This window comes from Streptomyces sp. Ncost-T10-10d (assembly GCF_900091955.1).
GTDB lineage: Bacteria > Actinomycetota > Actinomycetes > Streptomycetales > Streptomycetaceae > Streptomyces.
In genome coordinates this window covers 1-19,781 of record NZ_FMDF01000163.1, presented here as the reverse complement: position 1 = coordinate 19,781, position 19,781 = coordinate 1, and the positions used below count along the sequence as shown (strand labels likewise).

Annotated in this window: 14 protein-coding genes and 3 pseudogenes; 10 read left to right on the top strand and 7 right to left on the bottom strand. The window is 67.7% G+C overall.

Translation table 11 applies throughout. From position 1 onward, the window contains the following. Positions 1–495: 495 nt before the first annotated feature. A pseudogene (locus GA0115254_RS29405) lies at positions 496–666 on the top strand (sugar phosphate isomerase/epimerase); the annotation flags it as partial. 218 nt (positions 667–884) lie between these two features. Here the strand turns inward: GA0115254_RS29405 and GA0115254_RS29400 are convergent. From GA0115254_RS29400 to GA0115254_RS29390, 3 genes are all read right to left on the bottom strand, one after another. Then, positions 885–1,352, bottom strand: coding sequence for a transglycosylase SLT domain-containing protein (locus tag GA0115254_RS29400; RefSeq protein WP_176740342.1), 468 nt, complete (start codon positions 1,350–1,352; stop codon positions 885–887). A 770-nt stretch (positions 1,353–2,122) separates the two neighbouring features. After that, positions 2,123–2,347, bottom strand: coding sequence for a DUF397 domain-containing protein (locus GA0115254_RS29395; RefSeq protein ID WP_093898312.1), 225 nt, complete (start codon positions 2,345–2,347; stop codon positions 2,123–2,125). Further along, positions 2,334–3,158, bottom strand: coding sequence for a helix-turn-helix domain-containing protein (locus GA0115254_RS29390; protein WP_093898311.1), 825 nt, complete (start codon positions 3,156–3,158; stop codon positions 2,334–2,336). Before GA0115254_RS29390 ends, GA0115254_RS29395 begins: the two co-directional genes overlap by 14 nt. Before the next feature lie 140 nt (positions 3,159–3,298). On the opposite strand from GA0115254_RS29390, the gene GA0115254_RS29385 reads away from it, so the two are divergent. The 3 genes and pseudogenes from GA0115254_RS29385 to GA0115254_RS47885 all read left to right on the top strand — a co-directional run. Next, on the top strand, positions 3,299–3,583 hold the full coding sequence (locus GA0115254_RS29385; RefSeq protein ID WP_093898310.1) for a hypothetical protein: 285 nt from the start codon (positions 3,299–3,301) through the stop codon (positions 3,581–3,583). Then, positions 3,580–3,933, top strand: a complete 354-nt coding sequence (locus GA0115254_RS29380) for a hypothetical protein (RefSeq protein WP_093898309.1) — start codon at positions 3,580–3,582, stop codon at positions 3,931–3,933. The genes GA0115254_RS29385 and GA0115254_RS29380 overlap by 4 nt, the downstream gene beginning before the upstream one ends. Further along, a pseudogene (locus tag GA0115254_RS47885) lies at positions 3,890–4,086 on the top strand (hypothetical protein); the annotation flags it as partial. The gene GA0115254_RS29380 and the pseudogene GA0115254_RS47885, both read left to right, overlap by 44 nt. A gap of 53 nt (positions 4,087–4,139) precedes the next feature. Here GA0115254_RS47885 and GA0115254_RS29375 read toward each other — a convergent pair. After that, positions 4,140–4,646 (bottom strand): annotated as a pseudogene (locus GA0115254_RS29375) (DUF6584 family protein). Between the two features lie 163 nt (positions 4,647–4,809). Between GA0115254_RS29375 and GA0115254_RS29370 the strand changes: the two are divergent. From GA0115254_RS29370 to GA0115254_RS29350, 5 genes are all read left to right on the top strand, one after another. Further along, on the top strand, positions 4,810–5,265 hold the full coding sequence (locus GA0115254_RS29370; protein ID WP_093898308.1) for a hypothetical protein: 456 nt from the start codon (positions 4,810–4,812) through the stop codon (positions 5,263–5,265). Positions 5,266–5,325: 60 nt separating this feature from the next. After that, on the top strand, positions 5,326–5,838 hold the full coding sequence (locus GA0115254_RS29365; protein ID WP_176740341.1) for a DinB family protein: 513 nt from the start codon (positions 5,326–5,328) through the stop codon (positions 5,836–5,838). 212 nt (positions 5,839–6,050) lie between these two features. Next, complete coding sequence (locus GA0115254_RS29360) at positions 6,051–6,965, top strand: RNA repair domain-containing protein (protein ID WP_093898307.1); 915 nt, start codon at positions 6,051–6,053, stop codon at positions 6,963–6,965. A 354-nt stretch (positions 6,966–7,319) separates the two neighbouring features. Next, positions 7,320–9,620, top strand: coding sequence for an SF1B family DNA helicase RecD2 (locus GA0115254_RS29355; protein ID WP_093898306.1), 2,301 nt, complete (start codon positions 7,320–7,322; stop codon positions 9,618–9,620). Positions 9,621–9,749: 129 nt separating this feature from the next. Then, positions 9,750–11,048 (top strand): citrate synthase, encoded by a 1,299-nt coding sequence (locus GA0115254_RS29350; RefSeq protein ID WP_093898305.1) that lies wholly within the window; start codon positions 9,750–9,752, stop codon positions 11,046–11,048. 508 nt (positions 11,049–11,556) lie between these two features. Here the strand turns inward: GA0115254_RS29350 and GA0115254_RS29345 are convergent. The 3 genes from GA0115254_RS29345 to dnaE form a co-directional block, all read right to left on the bottom strand. Beyond that, positions 11,557–14,013 carry a heavy metal translocating P-type ATPase gene (locus tag GA0115254_RS29345; RefSeq protein ID WP_093898304.1) on the bottom strand — a complete coding sequence of 819 codons (2,457 nt, stop codon included), beginning with the start codon at positions 14,011–14,013 and terminating at the stop codon, positions 11,557–11,559. Between the two features lie 120 nt (positions 14,014–14,133). Further along, positions 14,134–14,442, bottom strand: coding sequence for a heavy-metal-associated domain-containing protein (locus GA0115254_RS29340; protein WP_093898303.1), 309 nt, complete (start codon positions 14,440–14,442; stop codon positions 14,134–14,136). Positions 14,443–14,886: 444 nt separating this feature from the next. After that, a complete protein-coding gene (dnaE, locus tag GA0115254_RS29330) occupies positions 14,887–18,483 on the bottom strand; it encodes a DNA polymerase III subunit alpha (protein WP_176740343.1) in 3,597 nt (1,198 codons plus the stop codon). Positions 18,484–18,838: 355 nt separating this feature from the next. Here dnaE and GA0115254_RS29325 point away from each other — a divergent pair. Beyond that, the coding region (locus GA0115254_RS29325; RefSeq protein ID WP_107451420.1) for a LysR family transcriptional regulator at positions 18,839–19,781 on the top strand (943 nt) is incomplete at its 3' end.

The following is a 19,781-nucleotide window of genomic DNA, read 5'->3' as shown; positions in this document are numbered from 1 at the left end:
CGGTACTCGACCCACGCGACTTCGACGACAGCGTCGAAAGAACCTGCGCCCCCATGTCGAACTTCATGCAGTCCCCCGCCATGTCTTGCGAACGTATGTGCCATCATCTCTATCAAGTCTGCGTTGCCGATGCAATCAAGGGGCAATTGCGCTGTGAGTGGCGTGCGACAGATTCGGAGCCAGAGTCAGAGTGCCTAATTCGGCGCATACTTGAACTATTTCCCCCTTCGCTGGCGGGTGGATCGTTTTTGAGTGGCCCGGCTGCCGCTCACTTTCGGTCGATTTTCGTCTCGTTCGCAAAGTGGAACGCGACGCTGTTCCCGGTGCACCGCAGCTGGTGGGCAACTTGCTGCCATGTGGGCAGGCCGGGCGCTCATGCTGGGCCGGTTCGCCGTGGAGGTGGGGGGGGCAGCCCTTCCCGGCCGCTGGCGGCCCGATCCCGCAAGCGCTTCGGTGGGCTGGGCGTGGTGTTCCGGCGAGCGTCCTGGTCGACCGGGCCAACTGGGCGATGGGGCCATGGACTTCCGGGCGTTCCGCACGCTGGTCGAGGTCACCGGTTTCTTCGGCCCCATCGAGGTGGAGATCTTCAACGAGGCCCTCTGGGCCCGCGACGGCGCCGAAGTCCTCGCGGAGGTCGCCTCCCGGTACGCCGAACACGCCTGCTGAGAAGGCTTTTTGCCGCCAGGTTAAGGAGATCGCCAGTACGTGCAACCGTTCGGCACCCTGCCGGGTCGTATCTCTCGTCGGGCGCTTCCGGGGAGGGGCCCGGGGGATCGGGAAGCCCTGACGGTGGGGGAAAGCGAGAGGGGTCCGGTCTTCTGACCGGACCCCGTTTCGCCTGGTCGGGACCTTCTCGCGAATTCCCGAGTTTCATCGCATGCTGATCAATAGGCCGAGTTGACGTTGTCGATCGAGCCGTAGCGCTGTGCCGCGTAGTTGCAGGCGGCGGTGATGTTGGCGACCGGGTCGTAGATGTTCCACGAGGTGCCGGGGACGTGATACGCCCTGAAGGTCGGGTCGATGACCTGGAGCAGACCCTTGGACGGGATGCCCTTGGCGGCGTTGGAGTCCCAGTTGTTGATGGCATTCGGGTTGCCACTCGACTCGCGCATCAGATTGCGGTGGATCCCGTGGTAGGAGCCCGGGATGCCCTGCGCGCGCATGATCTCCAGTGACTGGTTGATCCAGGCGCTGACGCGGTCGCCGGCCTGGGTCGGGGTGGCGGCCGAGGCGGCCGGGGCGCCGGCGAGGGAACCGGCGACGAGTGCCGCTCCTGCGGCGGCCATGCCCAGTGAGATCTTCTTGGTCTGGGTCATGTGGGCGAACTTCTTGGACATCGCGGAGATCTGCATCGGAAATTACCTCTTCCGTGGGGATGCCAAGAATTGTTAAGCGGGGTTTAAGTTTCGGTCAATGACTCTCTTTACTATCGGAATACGTATAGGGAACGGGGAACGGTTGCCGAAATCGCCGCAAACGGGCCACGAGGCGGGCTCTTTGCCCTACTAAGTCATATCATGGTGACGTGCACCATATCGGCCACATCACACGACAGAAGTGTTAAATTAGCCCAAAACGGACACTGTTATGTGGCCCATGGCGAGCGAAAGAATCCCTCTATTCGGCCCGTGTAATGAATGAAATACGCAGCGCAATTGGAGCGCGATCGGGCCATTTGAAGTGACCTGGGGGAGCCCGCGGTCCCTACCGCGCACGACCAGCTCACGCTGCGGACGGACGGATCTTCGTGGTTCCGAACGCGGATGCGTGCAGCCGTGTGCGGCGGTCGGCCGCGGTGCGGCGGCGGACGTTGCGGCTCGCCGGGTACGGGGCGGGCGTGAAGTCCGCCGCGACGGAGTCACGGCGTGACGCCGGGCCAGTTGGGGCCGGGTGGGGGGGCGAGGCAACCGCCTCTTGGGTCAACGAGGTCAAGGCAGGTGCAAACCGGTCGATCGGTCCTCGCAGGAATGAAGAACCTGACAAAGCCCAAGGAACGATCACTGAGGAAGAGACCCTCGACCTGTTGCGCGACCCGGCCCTGCGTGAGGGCTTCCTTTCGCGCGCATGACCGTGTCTCGCAACTCGGCCGCCATTGCCGGCCAGTTGCGAGACGCAGCCCGGTTCAGGGATTGATGTTACCGTCCTTGACCGCCGAGACGAACGACGACCAGCCGTCGGCGGAGAAGACGAGCGCGGGGCCGCTCGGGGTCTTGCTGTCCCGGATGGGGACGGTGTCGTAGCCAGCGGTCACCTCAAGGCACTCGCCCTGACCGCCACCGCTGTAGCTGGACTTGAACCACCCGGTGAGCGCGGATGAGTCCAAGACGGTGTGCTTACCGCTGACCATGTTCATGTTCCTCCGCTGCTGACCGTACAAATGCCAGTGATTCCTGATGCGACATCGCATCGCTCAAGGCCAGATCGTAGGCTGTCCTGCTGGCCTTCACCAGAGCTGGATCGTCCATCAGGTTCCCTGTCAAGAAGCCTTCGGCATAGGCCACTGGTCCGGCGTCGTCGAAGCCCATCAACGACAGCAGGCTCTCCTGCAGCGAGTGGGCGCCCGCGCTGAACGGCAGCACATGCAGCCGTAGCCGTCCGCCTTCGGCCATGTCCGCGATCTTGCGCAGTTGCTCCGCCATGACCTGTGGCCCACCGACCTGACGTCTGAGTACGGCCTCGTCCAGCATGGTCCACAGGACAGGGTTCAACGGTCCGTCGAGGATGTGGGCACGCTCGGTTCGGATGACGACATCTCTGTCAAGGTCCTCCTGTCGATGGTTCGGCCGGTACGCGCGGAACAGCGCACGCGCGTAACCGTCCGTCTGGAGCAGTCCAGGCACCAGAGACAGCGCGAACTGCTGGATCAGTGTTGCTTGCCGCTCCAGCTCCGCCATTACGGCGAAGTGATCTGCGTACTTCGTCTCCAGGTCCTCCAGCCATCGGGCGAAGAACCCATCCGTCTCAAGCGCGCGGTCGACCCTCTGGGCGTCATCCGGGTTCGGCAGTCGCCGCCCCGCCTCGTAATGACTGATCAGTGTCGGCGAGCACACCACCTGATCGCCCAGGGCCTCCTGGGTCAGCCCCGCTGCCGTCCTTCGCAGCCTCAACTCCTCCCCGTACTTCTCCCTCGGTGTACGCGGCTTCCTGTTCATCGCCATCCAGCCCCAACTCCCTTGTCTGACCAGCGGGCTGTCAAGCCCGAACCCCTGGCAGCGTAGCCACGCCCGACCCCACTCTGTGATCAATTCACCACAGAACGCATCCGTTCGTGGGTAAGTCAGAGGGAGAGCGCACCGACATGAAGAATTCCGTCCGCCGGTTCACCGAGTCGCTGGTGCGGTTGTTACGACCGGCCCCCATCACCGCCCATCCGTACTCCTGCGTATATGTGGCCGGCCCCACTGTCCGCCGTACCGGTGAGCGTCCGCTGTGCGGGGAGGACGGCCCACTGGTGCGTCCCTATCTCGTGGCGCACGAGCGGCAGTTGACCGAGGCGCGGCGGCGATCGCGCACGTTGTGGATTGCCGTGCACGCTGTGGACATCAGGCCCTGGCCCCTTCGCCGAGCCGAGGTCGCCGCGTGAACGGGGAGCAGGGCGAAAGCCGCACGTTCAGGTTGCTGCCCTGGACGGCGGCGGAGGGCAAGCCGTGTTACGTCCTGGGGGACGGCACCGGCTACGTGTCACGGGTGGCTGACGGTATCGAGAGCATCCAACTCGGCATGGCGGACGACTTGCTCGGCCACGCCGCCGACCTTCTGGCGGACCGGCGCGTCACAGGCGCGGAGCTCCACTTCCTCGCCAGTCGGCTGAGCGAGTCGTTGCGGGAGGTCAAGCGGGTCGCTGAGAGCCGGGGTTCGCGACTGAACGCGAGTGGACCTGTTCCGGACAATGACAGGCTGGGGCACCGAGAACCGGACATCGACAGCCGATGAGTCGGCAACCCGCTTGACGACGCCAACGAGGAGAACGGGTACACCGTCGCCCGCGTCGACACCGGGCACGGCAACGGTGATCGCCTTGCGGTGGTCGGCGCGCTGCTCGGTGCCCAGGTGGGCGATTTCCTGCGGACGGAGGCGTGCTGGGGGCTGTTGCGGACAGGGGGGTGGCATAGCCGCGGGCGACTTCGAGGCATTCGCTGTCAGCGGAAGAGGTCGAGGAACCCGTTCAACCAGATCCCGACGAACACGATCGCCAGGAGCGCGCAGCCCATGGCCGCCAAGGACTGGCGGAACGAACCCGCCTCCGGCGCGTCACCCCGTACCTCAGGGAGGGTGTCCCAGGTGACCGGGTGGCCGAGGGCCTTGGAGGCGGCGGTCCGCACGGCCGCCAACTGCTGCTCGACAAAGGGGGAGTCGGCCGCAGACTCCTGGCCTTGTCAGGCCAGGGCCCGCATCCGCCGTACGGGGTCGCTGTACCTCTCCTAGAACGCGGCGACCTCGTCAGGAAGCCTGTCCTCTTCGAGGTAGGTCCACCGGCCGGCCTCGGCCGGGTCGCCGTACAGCCGGTAGATGTCGGCCAGGCGTCGGCGCAGGCCGGGGTGGTGCGGGTAGGACGAGACCAGTCCGCGCAGCCGTTGGCGCGCCATGGGTACGCGTCCTGCGGCGAGGTCGGCGTCCACGCGCTCCAGTGTCTCCTTCAGTGCCATGCGCACATCATCGGGCCTGCCCGGCGGCGTGTGTGAATGAATTATTTCAAGGTGCCCGGGAGACCTAGTCGGTTGTAGCTTCTGTGGGTGGTCGGGAGTGTGCTCGATGCGGCCCTGGGTGGTCCGACGACGTGGGCGGCATGCGTATGGGGAGGTCGGAGCGGTGCTGGGGCTGTTGGGCTTCTATGAAGAGTTCAATGACGCGGGGGTGCGGCCGAACGGCCGGCTGCGTGACGCCGTACGTCCTGTCGGTGAGCCCGACGAGGGCGAGATCGTGGCCTATCTGGATGCCGGTCATGTGCTGCTGGACGTGATGGAAGCGGGGCGGGACGTTCTGACCGGGCTTGCGCACCGTCATTCCGCGGGGTGTTCGTCACTGGTCACGGATGGGTTCTGGCTGTGGCGACAGGACTTCTCGCACTACCTCGAAACGCATCATGTCGCCTTGCCCGGACCGTTCCTGAGCCAAGTCCGCGACTCCGATTACCGCATGCCCGCGCTGGTGTGCGCTGACTTCGCGCCGCACTACGACGAGACCATGCCGGTCGTCGGCTGGTCATCCGCGACTCCATGGCCGTTGACGGAAGAGGTCATCCAGCCCGAGTCCCGCCGCGTGTGAGCGCGGCGGCAGCCCCGGTGATCAATGCCGTTGTCAGACGCTCGTGCCAGGGTGTCGCCCATGAGCACTCCCGACCGCGCCATGCCGCCCCTGGACGCCGACGAGCGGACCTCGCTGACGAGTTGGCTGGACTTCTACCGCACCACCCTTGCGCAGAAGTGCGAGGGGCTCGACGACGAGCGGTTGCGTGAGGCATCCGTGGAGCCCTCGCCGATCAGTTTGCTCGGCCTCATCCAGCACATGGCGGAGGTCGAGCGGAACTGGTTCCGTCGGATCCTGGTCCAGGAGGACGCGCCGCCGATCTTCACCCCCGACGCCGACCCGTCGGGGCACGACGGCGGGTTCGACCTCGTCGAGGGGGCCGGCTACGAAGAGGCGCTGTCGATCTGGCGGGCCGAGGTGGAGCGGGCCAGGGCGAACTGCGCCGCCCGGTCGCTCGACGACACCAGCCCGTTCATGGGTGGGCAGGTCACGCTGCGCTGGATCTACACGCACATGATCGGTGAGTACGCCCGCCACTGCGGGCACGCCGACCTCATCCGCGAGCGCATCGACGGCCGGACGGGGGTCTGAGCCGGCGCCGGATCGCCACGGGCCACACCGTCGCCTTCTTCCGCCGGTACCTCATGGGCGACATGCCGGCGGAGGCACTCCTGGCCGGCCGGGAGAAGCCGCCCGACGTGCCCGATGTGCCCGACGTGCCGGACGTGGTGAAAGTGGAGTATGTGAAGCCGCACTGAAGCGGCGGTCCGGCCGGTCGCGGCGTGAGTGGGCGAGGAGGCGTGATGCGAACCAGCGACGAGATCTATCACCGGGTCCGCTGGGATCCGCGGTTCGACCCGGCCCGGTTCGTGCTGGGGATCAGCCAGCGCGGGGATGCCTGCACACGCATCCCGCTGCCTTCATTCGTGCCCGGGGGTGACATCCCGTGGCACCGGGTGGTGTTCATCGAGGCGGACGGCGAGGTGGTCTGGGACCGGGCCACGGGCGTGGACCGCATCGACGCGTCGGGCGCCGGCCGGGTGCGGGACCCGCAAGCGGACCGTAGTTTCGATACGAGCTCCGGCAGGGGCGATCTCGTCGGCGTCCTCGACGTGCCCCCGACGGCCCGCACAGCGGTGGCCTGGATCCCGCCCGCGGAACTGTGGCCGCCGATCCAGGACATCCGCCGGGATTACGATCCGCAGATCCACCGGTGGCCGCCGCACGTCAATGTGCTCTTCGGCTTCGTGCCGGAGTCCGACTTCGAGCGGGCCGCCCCGCTGCTCGCCGCGGCGACGGCCGAGACGCCGGTCTTCACCGCCCGGCTGGACGGGGTGCGCACCTTCCGGCACAGGGCGTACTTCACCGTGTGGCTCGACCCGACGGCAGCCGGCCAGGCGCCGTGGGCCCACCTGCACCGCCTGCTGCAGCAGCGGTTCCCGCGCTGCGGTGGGCCCGCCAAGAACTTCACCCCACATCTGTCCCTGGGCCGGACCCGGGATCCGCGGCGAGTCACCGCCGACTGTGTCACCCGGCTCGACACCATGGCGGCGACAGTCTGGGAACTCGTCCTGCTCTCACGCAGGGGCGACGGGCCGATGCGGCCGCGGGCCACGGTCGCCCTGCGAACCGGCGAGGTCCGCCGGCTGCCCGCGCCCAACCTCGGAGCGCCGGGCCCGGAGGACACGGCGTGGCTCTCCGGGATCACCGACAGATGAAGTCATGGCCGGCTGGGGCAAAGCGCCGGCCGGACAGTCGAGCCAGGCGACGCGCCGCAACTCCGGGCTGAACCGGGCCGGCAGGCGGATGTCCGTCACCAGCTCCCGGACCCGTGGCACGGCTGCCTCGATAGGGACAGCACTGTGCACGCTCGGACCATCGGCGTATTCCAAGGCGGCCCCCTCACACCGGAGTTGCTGACCATTCCGATCCTGGACCACGGGCGCGACAGGCCCTGGCCCGGCTGTGTTCCCGGCGGTCCGGACAGCGCTGCCTCGGCCCCGTCACCACAGGGAACGGGCGGCATCCGAGGCCGGGAATGCGTTGTCGGTGGGAACCGATACCGTCGGAACATGTCCAACATGGCCGTCCTCGAAGGTGTGCTGGAGCGCATCACGTACGCCAACGAGGAGAACGGGTACACCGTCGCCCGCGTCGACACCGGTCGGGGCGCGGGCGATCTGCTGACGGTCGTCGGGTCGCTGCTCGGTGCCCAGGTCGGGGAGTCCCTGCGGATGGAGGGGCGCTGGAGCTCGCACTCCCAGTACGGCAAGCAGTTCACGGTGGAGAACTACACGACCGTGCTGCCCGCCACCATCCAGGGCATCCGCCGCTATCTCGGCTCCGGCCTGATCAAGGGCATCGGCCCGGTGATGGCGGACCGGATCACCACCCACTTCGGCGTCGACACCCTCGACGTCATCGAGCAGGAGCCGAAGCGGCTGGTCGAGGTCCCCGGGCTCGGGCCGAAGCGGACGAAGATGATCGCCGCGGCCTGGGAGGAGCAGAAGGCGATCAAGGAGGTGATGGTCTTCCTCCAGGGGGTCGGCGTCTCCACCTCCATCGCCGTCCGTATCTACAAGAAGTACGAGGACGCGTCGATCTCCGTCGTGAAGAACCAGCCCTACCGGCTGGCCGCCGACGTCTGGGGTATCGGCTTCCTCACCGCCGACAAGATCGCCCAGGCCGTCGGCATCCCGCACGACAGCCCCGAGCGGGTGAAGGCCGGACTGCAGTACGCGCTGTCGCAATCCACCGACCAGGGCCACTGCTTCCTCCCCGAGGAGCGGCTGATCGCCGACGGAGTGAAGCTGCTCCAGGTCGATACGGGGCTGGTCATCGAGTGCCTCGCCGAACTGGCCGAGGACCCGGAAGGCGTCGTACGGGAGAAGGTGCCCTCGCCCGAGGGCGGCGAGCCGGTCACGGCCGTGTATCTCGTGCCGTTCCACCGTGCCGAGGTCGCGCTCGCCGCGCAGGTGCAGCGGCTGCTGCGGACGCCCGAGGACCGGTTGCCGGCCTTCGTGGACGTCGACTGGGACAAGGCGCTGACCTGGCTCGCGGGCCGTACGGGGGCGAAGCTGGCCCCCGAGCAGGAGGCCGCGGTCCGGCTCGCGCTCAGCCGCAAGGTCGCCGTCCTGACCGGTGGGCCCGGCTGCGGGAAGTCGTTCACCGTCCGGTCCATCGTCGAGCTGGCCCGCGCCAAGAAGGCCAAGGTGGTGCTGGCCGCGCCCACCGGGCGGGCGGCCAAGCGGCTCTCCGAGCTGACCGGGGCCGAGGCGTCCACCGTGCACCGGCTGCTCGAACTGAAACCGGGGGGCGATGCCGCGTACGACCGGGACCGGCCGCTGGACGCCGATCTGGTCGTCGTCGACGAGGCGTCGATGCTGGATCTGCTGCTCGCCAACAAACTGCTGAAGGCGGTGGCACCCGGTGCCCATCTGCTGCTCGTGGGGGATGTCGACCAGCTGCCGTCGGTCGGCGCGGGGGAGGTGCTGCGCGACCTGCTCGCCGACGGCAGCCCCGTTCCGGCGGTCCGACTGACCACGATCTTCCGTCAGGCCCAGCAGTCCGGAGTCGTCACCAACGCGCACCGGATCAACTCCGGGGTACCGCCGCTCACTCAGGGACTCAACGACTTCTTCCTCTTCGTGGAGGACGAGACGGAGGACGCGGGCGTGCTCGCGGTGGACGTCGCCGCCCGCCGTATTCCGGCCAAATTCGGGCTGGACGCGCGGCGTGACGTACAGGTCCTGGCCCCGATGCACCGCGGCCCGGCCGGTGCGGGCACGCTCAACGGGCTCCTCCAGCAAGCCATTACCCCGGGCCGCCCCGATCTGCCCGAGAAGCGGTTCGGCGGCCGGGTCTTCAGGGTCGGCGACAAGGTCACCCAGATCCGCAACAACTACGACAAGGGGGAGAACGGCGTCTTCAACGGCACGGTCGGCGTCGTCACCGCCCTCGACCTGGATGAACAGCGGCTGACGGTACTGACCGACGAGGACGAGGAGATCGGTTACGACTTCGACGAGCTGGACGAGCTGGCCCACGCGTACGCCATGACGATCCACCGCTCCCAGGGCAGCGAGTACCCGGCCGTCGTCATCCCCGTCACCAAGAGCGCCTGGATGATGCTCCAGCGGAACCTGCTGTACACCGCCGTGACCAGGGCCAAGAAGCTCGTCGTGCTGGTCGGCTCGCGACAGGCGATCGGCCAGGCGGTCCGCACGGTTTCCGCAGGCAGACGCTGTACGGCGCTGGATTACCGGCTGTCAGGGGGCTTGGGAGGAGGATCCCCCGAAAAAATGATCGATCAAATCGGTGGGAAACATCACGGAGGCCTTCCGGAACCGGAGTCAAGGGGGCAGGATGAGTAAGCTCGCGGCACTCAGTGCCGCGAGTAGGTCCAATGGACGACCCCGAGTGCACTCTCCTGAGCCAAATGGGGGAGGGTGGAGACAGTCAGGGAACCTCGAAGAAGAGGCACTACGTCGGTGAGGGATGACGTGAGCGAGCACACCAGCAACGCTGTAGTACTGAGGTACGGCGATGGCGAGTACACCTACCCGGTGATCGACAGCACCGTCGGCGACAAGGGCTTCGACATCGGGAAGCTCCGGGCCAATACCGGCCTGGTCACGCTGGACAGCGGATACGGCAACACCGCAGCGTATAAATCCGCCATCACCTACCTCGACGGTGAACAGGGCATCCTGCGCTACCGCGGCTACCCGATCGAGCAGCTCGCCGAGCGCTCGACGTTCCTCGAGGTCGCGTACACGCTCATCAACGGTGAGCTTCCCAAGGTCGACGAGCTGTCGACCTTCAAGAACGAGATCACCCAGCACACGCTGCTGCACGAGGACGTCAAGCGGTTCTTCGACGGCTTCCCGCGCGACGCCCACCCGATGGCCATGCTGTCCTCGGTCGTCAGCGCGCTGTCCACGTTCTACCAGGACAGCCACAACCCGTTCGACGAGGAGCAGCGCCACCTCTCGACGATCCGTCTGCTGGCCAAGCTGCCGACGATCGCCGCGTACGCGTACAAGAAGTCGATCGGCCACCCCTTCGTCTACCCGCGCAACGACCTCGGGTACGTCGAGAACTTCCTGCGCATGACCTTCTCGGTTCCCGCCCAGGAGTACGAGCTGGACCCGGTCGTCGTCTCCGCGCTCGACAAGCTGCTCATCCTGCACGCGGACCACGAGCAGAACTGTTCGACCTCCACCGTGCGTCTGGTCGGCTCCTCGCAGGCGAACATGTTCGCCTCGATCTCCGCCGGTATCTCGGCGCTGTGGGGCCCGCTGCACGGTGGCGCCAACCAGTCGGTGCTGGAGATGCTCGAAGGCATCCAGGCCAACGGCGGCGATGTCGACTCCTTCATCCGCAAGGTGAAGAACAAGGAGGACGGCGTCCGGCTGATGGGCTTCGGCCACCGCGTCTACAAGTCCTTCGACCCGCGCGCCAAGATCATCAAGGCCGCGGCCCACGACGTGCTGTCCGCGCTCGGCAAGTCCGACGAGCTGCTCGACATCGCGCTGAAGCTGGAGGAGCACGCGCTCTCCGACGAGTACTTCGTCTCGCGCAACCTCTACCCGAACGTGGACTTCTACACGGGTCTGATCTACCGGGCCATGGGCTTCCCGACCGAGATGTTCACCGTGCTCTTCGCGCTCGGCCGGCTTCCCGGCTGGATCGCCCAGTGGCACGAGATGATCAAGGAGCCGGGTTCCCGCATCGGCCGCCCGCGCCAGATCTACACCGGCGAGGTCCTGCGTGACTTCGTCCCGGTCGAGGGCCGCTGAACCTCGTACCACCCCTGCACCACCCCGGCCGCCGAGGCCGGTCGTCTTCGCCCCGAGTACCGCGCTTTCGCACAGAGCGCGGTGTCCGGGGCGATTTGCGTGACCGACGCAGCCGTGCGCGGTGCCGCCCGCCGGGCCGACAGCGAGAAGCGCCCCGCCATCGATCCCCCCACGGGCCGACAGCGAGGCGCTTCCCATATCCCGGAGCGGATTCCCCCCACGGGATCCGGCCGGGCGTCTGCGGGAGCCGAAGCTCCTGGGCGCTCCTCACCTACTGCGAGCTGCGCTCTTCACTTGTACTTCCGGTGCGGTCCGCCGGGGTACGTACGCACGGGAGGGCCGCTCAAAGCTCCCCGGTGCACGTGCCCCGGCCAACGCTTGCCCGAAGCATCCCCCAAGACACTTCGACGGACGTCCCCCAAGACATCCTTGGCATCGCACTCTTAGACTCGCGAACCCACCGGATGGTTACCCTGAAACCGGTGTGATCTAAATCTCTTTGTGGAAGTTACGTGAAGGCGCGCAGCCGCAGGCTGTTCGTCACGACGAAGACCGATGAGAACGCCATCGCCGCTCCCGCAATCATAGGGTTGAGCAGGCCAAATGCCGCAAGGGGTAGGGCGGCTACGTTATAGCCGAATGCCCAGAAGAGATTGCCCTTGATGGTCGCCAGAGTGCGCCGGGAGAGCCGGATCGCATCGGCCGCCACCTTGAGATCTCCACGAACGAGGGTCAGATCACTCGCCTCGATCGCGGCGTCCGTACCGGTTCCCATCGCCAGGCCGAGATCGGCGGTGGCGAGGGCGGCCGCGTCATTGACCCCGTCACCGACCATGGCTACGGAGCACCCCAGGGCCCGGAGCCGCTCGATGACGTGGACCTTCTCCTCGGGCAGGACCTCGGCATGGACCTCGTCGATCCCGACGGCGTGGGCCACGGCGTCCGCCACGGCCCGGTTGTCGCCGGTCAGCAGAACGGGACGGAGGCCGAGCGCGCGCAGCTCGGCGACGGCTGCCGCGCTGGACTCCTTGACCGCGTCGGCGACGGCGAGGACGCCGCGTGCCTGCCCGTCCCAGGCGACCACGATCGCGGTACGGCCCCGAGCCGCCGCGTCCGCCACGGCGCCGGACAGGGTGTCGGGGATGTCGATGCCAGCGTCGGCGAGCAGTTGCGGGCGGCCGACCAGCACCTGGTGCCCGTCGATCGTGCCGCGTACGCCGAGGCCCGTGATGCCGACGAAGTCCTCGGGGGCGGGGAGTGGGCCGCCGATGCGTTCCGTGGCTCCGGCGGCGACGGCCTGGGCGACGGGGTGCTCGGAGGAGTGCTCCAGCGCGCCGGCCAGCCGCAGGAGGCGGGTCTCGTCGGTGCCGGGTGCGGGGTGGATGTCCTGGAGGGTCATCCGGCCGGTGGTGACCGTGCCGGTCTTGTCGAGGACGATCGTGTCGATGCGATGCGTGGTCTCCAGGACCTCCGGGCCCTTGATCAGGATGCCGAGCTGGGCGCCGCGTCCCGTGCCGACCATGAGGGCGGTGGGAGTGGCGAGGCCCAGGGCGCAGGGGCAGGCGATGATCAGCACGGCGACGGCGGCGGTGAACGCCGCGGTCACGTCGTCCGTGAGGAGCAGCCACGCGATCAGGGTGGCCACTGCGAGCACCAGCACCACGGGGACGAAGACCGCGGAGATCCGGTCGGCGAGACGCTGCACCTCGGCCTTGCCGTTCTGGGCGTCCTCGACGAGTTTCGCCATCCGGGCCAGCTGGGTGTCGGCGCCGATGCGGGTGGCTTCGACGACGAGCCTGCCGGAGGCGTTCACGGTGGCCCCGGTGACCCGGTCGCCGATGCTCACATCGACCGGGACGGACTCGCCGGTGAGCATGGAGGCGTCCACGGCGGACGTGCCCTCGACGACGGTGCCGTCGGTGGCGATCTTCTCGCCGGGGCGGACGACGAAGCGGTCGCCGACGGCGAGCCGGCCGACGGGGACACGTACCTCGGTGCCGCCCCGGAGGACGGAGACGTCCTTCGCGCCCAGGTGCATCAGCGCGCGCAGAGCGGAACCGGCCTTCCGCTTGGACTTCGCCTCCAGGTAGCGGCCCAGCAGGATGAAGGTGACGACGCCGGCCGCGACCTCCAGATAGATGGTGGACGAGCCTTCCCCGAGCTCTCGGCCCCGATCGAGCAGGGGAGACCCCATTGCGCGCGAGACCGTGAAGTCGAAGCCGTGCCGCATCCCGGTCATGCCTGCGTCACCGAGGAACAGCGCCCACAGGGACCAGCCGAAGGCGGCGAGGGTGCCGACCGAGACCAGGGTGTCCATGGTGGCCGCACCGTGCCGGAGATTGGTCCAGGTGGCGCGGTGGAAGGGCAGTCCGCCCCAGACGACGACGGGGGCCGCGAGGGTGAGGGAGAGCCACTGCCAGTTGTCGAACTGGAGGGCGGGGACCATCGCGAGCACGACGACGGGGGCGGCGAGGACGGCCGAGACGATCAGACGCTGACGCAGTGATGCGAGGGTGTCGGCGGCCTTCCGGTCGGCGGGGTCGTCGGTGCCGGTGCCGGTGCCGGTGTCGGCTTCGGTGCCGGTCGGGCTCTCGGTGGCTTGTCCGGTGCGGACTCGGGTGCTGTCCGCGCCGCCGCCCTCAAAGGCTTCTGTGGCGGCGATTGCGGGTGTGGCCGGTGCAGCGGCCTGTGCCGGGGCGGGCGGGGCCGGTTCGGGGCGGCGTACCGGCTGCGCCGTATAGCCGGTCTTCTCGACCGTGGCGATCAGATCCGCGAGGTCGGTCCCTGGACCGAAGGAGACGCGGGCCTTCTCGGTCGCGTAGTTGACGGTGGCGGTGACGCCGTCCATCCGGTTGAGTTTCTTCTCGACGCGGGCCGCGCAGGAGGCGCAGGTCATTCCGCCGATCGTGAGTTCGGCCCGCGAACCCTCCGCTGACGGGGGCGCGGTCTCTGTTGCGCTGTGCATGTCCGAACTCCTGAAACGCCGACCGGGCCGTGCCCCACCAGTATCTGCTGGTCGGTCCGGCCCGGCGGCACAAGGGGTGGTGCGGGTGCACCCGGCGTACCGGGTTCGCCCCGATCGTGTTCAGGCCCGGCCGACGAGCTCGTAGCCGGCCTCGTCGACCGCGGCGCGCACGGCGTCCTCGGCCAGCGGGGCCCGGGAGACGACGGTCACCTGGCCGGTGGAGGCGACGGCCTTGACCGAGGTGACACCCTCGATGCCGGAGATCTCCTCGGAGACGGCGCCTTCGCAGTGTCCGCAGGTCATGCCGGTGACCTGGTAGACGGTGGTCACCGCGCCCGCCGGTGCGCCGGAGTCCGCACTGTCGTGGCAGGAGCCGCTGGGCGAGCAGCAGGATCCGGTGGCCTGGGGGAGCTGGGTCTCGGCGGTCATGGTGTTCTCCTCTTCGACGAGCCAAAAGGGCGTGGTGTCGGGAACCCCGGGAGACCCGTGCGCCCCAACACTCATCACACTATACCCCTAGGGGGTATGAATGCGAGTGCCGCTACCCGCTGCGCGCGCTTGCTCCTCGGTGGGAGCCGGGATGTATCCCTGCGAGAAGAGCGCGCGGCCCGGGCCGGCGTCGGTGACCCGGGCGACCGACCGGATCGCGACGCCGTGCGTCGAGTCCTGGAGTGAGTGCAGCACGGCGACGCCGAGGTGCCTGGCTATCGCGGGCGCGGCGAGGCGGAAACGCCCGTTCGGCCTCCGGAGGGAGGGCGGGGCGGCAACCCCGGCGAACGCCGACCGGAGGCTGCGCCCGACGGCGTGGGCGCCCCGCACGGCACCTCGGTCTCCAGTGGGGCGCGCAGGCCTGTGCCCTTCATGGCGACGGCATCATGCCGAGCCTGCCCACGTGTCGGCTCCGAACGTGCCCTTCACATCGGATGCGACGGTGGTGGCGTCCACCTTGGCTTGCAGGGCGTACACGATCGTCTTGCGTGCGCTGCGGACGCTGAGGTGGACTGGGCTGTCGCCTGGGTGGTCCGCAAGGATGCGCTTCAGTTCTCCGACGGACTGTTCGGTGATCCGGTGGGCGGGGAGGGCGAGCCGCACGGGGGGTTTCCCGCCGTGCTCGGCGGAGGACACGTCCAGTACCGCGAGTTCTCTGCCGAAGACGTTCACGGTTCCGTCCCGGTCTTCGATCCTGCCCTTGACGGCAACGACGTTGTCTTCGGCCAGTGCGTGCTGCACGAGTTGGTAGGCGGCGGGGAAGAAGAGGACCTCGATGCCGGCATCACGGTCCGCGAGGTTCACGATGGCCCAGGCGTTGCCCTGTTTGGTCATCTTGAGCTGGATGCCGGTGATCAGTCCGGAAAGTTGCACGTCCCCGGTGGTGCGGCCGGAGGCGAGCAGTTCGGCGATGGAGCAGTCCCGGGCGCCGGAGAGGATGTGCTCGGCGCCGTCCAGCGGGTGGGCCGAGACGTAGAGGCCGAGCATTTCGCGTTCGGTCGCCAGGAGCTGTCTGCGGGGCCACTCCGAGTCGTTGATGGGGAAGTCGAGGCCGAAGGCCGGTTCGCCGCTTCCTTCGCCGCCCAGGTCGGCGAAGAGATCGTCTTGTCCGAAGCTTGCCGCTTTCTTCACAGGGATGATCGCGTCGATGGCGTCCTCGTGGATGGCGGTGAGGCCCTTGCGGGAATGCTCCAGGGAGTCGAAGGTGCCTGCCTTGATCAGGGACTCCACAGCTCGTTTGTTCAGTGCGGGCAGGTCGGCCTTGTCGAGGAAGTCGGAAAAGGAAGTGAATTTCCCTTTCCGGCGGCGGGTGTCGACGATGGCCTCGATGACGTTGTCGCCGACGTTGCGTACGGACCGCAGCCCGAACCGTACGTCGTCGCCGACGGCGGTGAACTCGGCGACGGACTCGTTCACGTCGGGCTGGAGGACCCGGACGCCGTTCTTGCGGGCGTCGGCGAGGTAGATCGCGGCCTTGTCCTTGTCGTCGCCGACCGAGGTGAGCAGGGCGGCCATGTACTCGGCCGGATAGTTGGCCTTGAGGTAGGCGGTCCAGTATGAGACGAGGCCGTAGCCGGCGGTGTGGGACTTGTTGAAGGCGTAGCCGGAGAACGGGAGCATGACGTCCCACAGGGCCTTGATGGCTTCCTCGTTGTACCCGTTGCCCCGCATGCCGTCGTGGAACTTGTCCCACTCCGCGGCCAGCACCTCCGGTTTCTTCTTGCCCATCGCGCGGCGCAGCAGGTCGGCACCGCCGAGGGTGTACCCGGCCAGTTCCCGGGCGATGGCCATGATCTGCTCCTGGTAGACGAGCAGATGGAAGGTGTTGCCGAGGATCGGCTCCAGTGAGTCGCGCAGCTCGGGGTGGATCGGGGTGATCTCCTGGCGGCCGGTCTTACGGTGTGCGTAGTTGGTGTGCGCGTTCGCCGCCATGGGGCCGGGCCGGTAGAGGGCGTTGACCGCGGCGATGTCCTCGAACCGGGTGGGTTCCATCTGCTTCAGCAGGACGCGCATGCCGCCGCCGTCGAGCTGGAAGACACCGAACGTGTTGCCCTCGGCCAGCAGCCGGTACGTCTTGGCGTCGTCCAGAGGGATCACGAGGGTGGACAGGTCGCCGTCCAGGGGATCTACGGTGGCCAGGCTGATGCCCCGGTTCTCGCGGATGTTCTCGATGGCCTGGTCGATGACCCCCAGGTTCCGCAGCCCCAGGAAGTCCATTTTGATCAGGCCCATGGCTTCGCAGGACGGGTAGTCGAAGCCGGTGATCTTCACGCCGTCCGAGGCGCGCATGTGCAGGGGAATGCGGTCGGTGAGCTTCGTCTTGGAAAGGATCACCGCCGCGGCGTGCACGCCGGTGCCGCGGGTGAGGCCCTCCACCCCGCGGGCGGTGTCGATGACCCGCTTCACCTCCTGTTCGCTGTCATACATCTGCCGGATCTCGCCGGCCTCGCCATACCGCTCGTGGGAGGAGTCGAAGACGGCAGCCAGTGGGGCTGACTTGCCGTTCTGGTCCGGCGGGAGCGCCTTGGTGATCCGCTCGCCGTGGGAGTAGGGACAGCCGAGGATGCGCGAGGAGTCCTTGATCGCGTTCTTGGCCTTGATCTTGCCGAACGTGTTCACCATGGCGGTGTAGTCCTCGCCGTACTTCTCGGTGACGTAGCGGACCATCCGGTCGCGCTGACGGTCGTCGAAGTCGAGGTCGACGTCCGGCGGGTTGATGCGTTCGGGGTTCAGAAACCGTTCGAAGAGAAGGCCGTGCTCCAGGGGGCACAGCTCGGTGATGCGGGTGGCGTAGGCCACGATGGAGCCGGTGGCCGACCCTCGGCCCGGACCGAGCGGGATCCTGTTTTCCCGGGCGTGGCGGCAGATGTCCGCCACGACGAGGAAGTAGGAGCTGAAACCCATGGGGCCGATGACCGACATCTCGGTCTCGAAGCGGTCCATGACGTGCTGGGGGACCGGGTCCCCGTAGCGCATCGCCAGACCCCTGAGGACTTCCTTGCGCAGCCACGACTCCTGGGTCTCGCCTTCGGGCACGTCCGGGAACTGCGGCATCTCGTCGACGTAGTCGAAGACCTCGTCATAGGACTCGATGCGCTCGGCAATCAGCAGGGTGTTGTCGCAGGCTTCCGGCAGCTCCGAGAACAGGCTGCGCATCTCGGCGGCTGTCTTGAGGTAGTAGCCGGAGCCGTTGAACCGGAAGCGGCCCGGGTCGTCCTTGTTCTTGCCGACACCGATGCACAGCAGGCTGTCGTGAGCGTCGGCCTGGTCCTCGGTGACGTAGTGCGCGTCATTGGTGGCCAGGAGGGGAATGTTCAGGTCCCTGGCCAGACGCAGCAGGCCCTCACGGACCTCACGCTCGATGTCCAGGCCGTGGTCCATCAGCTCCAGGAAGTAGTTCTCGCGGCCGAAGATCTCCTGGTAGACCGCGGCAGCAGCCTTCGCCTCGTCATACTGGTTCAGCCGCAGGCGGGTCTGGATCTCGCCGGACGGACAGCCGGTGGTGGCGATGACGCCGTCCGGTCGCTCAGCGATCAACTCCCGGTCCATGCGCGGCTTTCCGGCAGGGAACTGACCCTCATAGCTCGCCTGCGTGCTGAGCCGGAACAGGTTCCGCAAGCCCAGGCTGTTCCGCGCCCACATGGTCATGTGAGTGAAGCGGCCGCCACCGGAGACATCCTTCGACCCCTCACCGTCCGCGCTCATGGCACGGCGGCCTCCCGGCCCCCAGAACTCCTGCTTCCGGACGAACCGAGAGGAAGGTGCCACGTACGCCTCGATGCCGATGATCGGCCTGATCCCCTCGAAGCCCTTCGCGACCTGCGCGAACTCGTAGGCGCCGAACATGTTGCCGTGATCGCTCATGGCGATCGCAGGCATCCCCTGTCGGGCCACCTCGCCGAACATCGGCTTCAGCTTCTGCGCGCCGTCCAGCATCGAGTATTCGGTGTGATTGTGCAGGTGAACGAAGGAATCCGGCACGGGTGGGTCACCTCCGAGGTGAGTAGGAAGCCCCATCCCGGCCAGAGGCGCGATGGTGGCCTTGTCGGTGGCCGACCGCACCGGCATCGGCAGATGGGCGGACGACTCGACCCGTCGCGGTGCGGTCACGCCGACGGGACGGCCAATGGGCCGCACCGCCCGTGAACGCGATCAGCCCGAGCCCTTGAAGCGCGGGCCCGGCAGCCACCCGGCCGCCGGGCAGCACTCCTCCTGCCGCACTGCTTGCCAAACCGCACGTTGACCAGAGACATCAAAGCGAGCATGGCGTACTGGAATCAAACAACCATTTCGCCGATCAGACTCAACGATTGGTTGTCCACCTAGGATGGTCAGCATGGACCTCACCGCCGTGCGCACCTTCGTCACCGCTACGGACGCGGGACAGTTCCAAGAAGCCGCTGCCCACTTGTCGATCACCCCACAAGCCGTCTCCAAGCGCATCGCCATGCTGGAGAAGGACCTCGGTGTGCAGCTGTTCAGCCGTACGGCCCGCGGAGCCCGGCTCACCATCGATGGGCAGGCGTTCCTGCCTTACGCCCGGGCTCTCCTCCAAGCCGAGGAACGGGCAGCCGCTTCCGTGCGGCCAGGGCGCCGGGCGTTGCGCGTCGACGTGATCGGCCGCCGGCTCTCAGTGGCGGGTCTGTTGCGCGACTTCCACCGCGCGTATCCCGAGACCGATCTTGATGTCGTGACCCTCTTCGACTCCGACACGGCCATCGCCGCCGTCCGGTCCGGGACGATCGACGCGACCTTCCGCGCCGTGACCATGCCGGGCCGGCAGCTCCCCGACGATATCGAGGCCACTCCGGTCTTCGACGAACCGCTGTACCTGTTCACCGGGCCGGCTCACGAGTTCGCGGCCGCCCGCGCGATCGCTCCCGCCCAGCTCGCCGGGCGCCGGATCTGGATGCCCGGCAACATGCCTGGCACCGAGTGGGCCGCCTACTACGACGAACTCGCCGCCACGTTCGGTCTCACCATCGACTCGGTCGGCCCCAACTTCGGTATCGAGCCCCTCCTCGACACGATCGCGGGCTCCTCGACATTGGCGACCTTCGTCAGCGAGCAGACTCCGCTGGTCTGGCCCGCCGGCCACGACCTGCGGCGCATCCCCCTGCACGACCCGACCCCGGTCTACCCCCACTCACTGATCTGGCGCACCGACAACCCGCACCCCGCCCTCACCGCACTGCGCAACCACCTCATTTCTACCTACCCCGGCCGCCCCGACAGCGGGACCTGGACACCGAAGTGGGCCCAGCGCGCCACACCGCCGA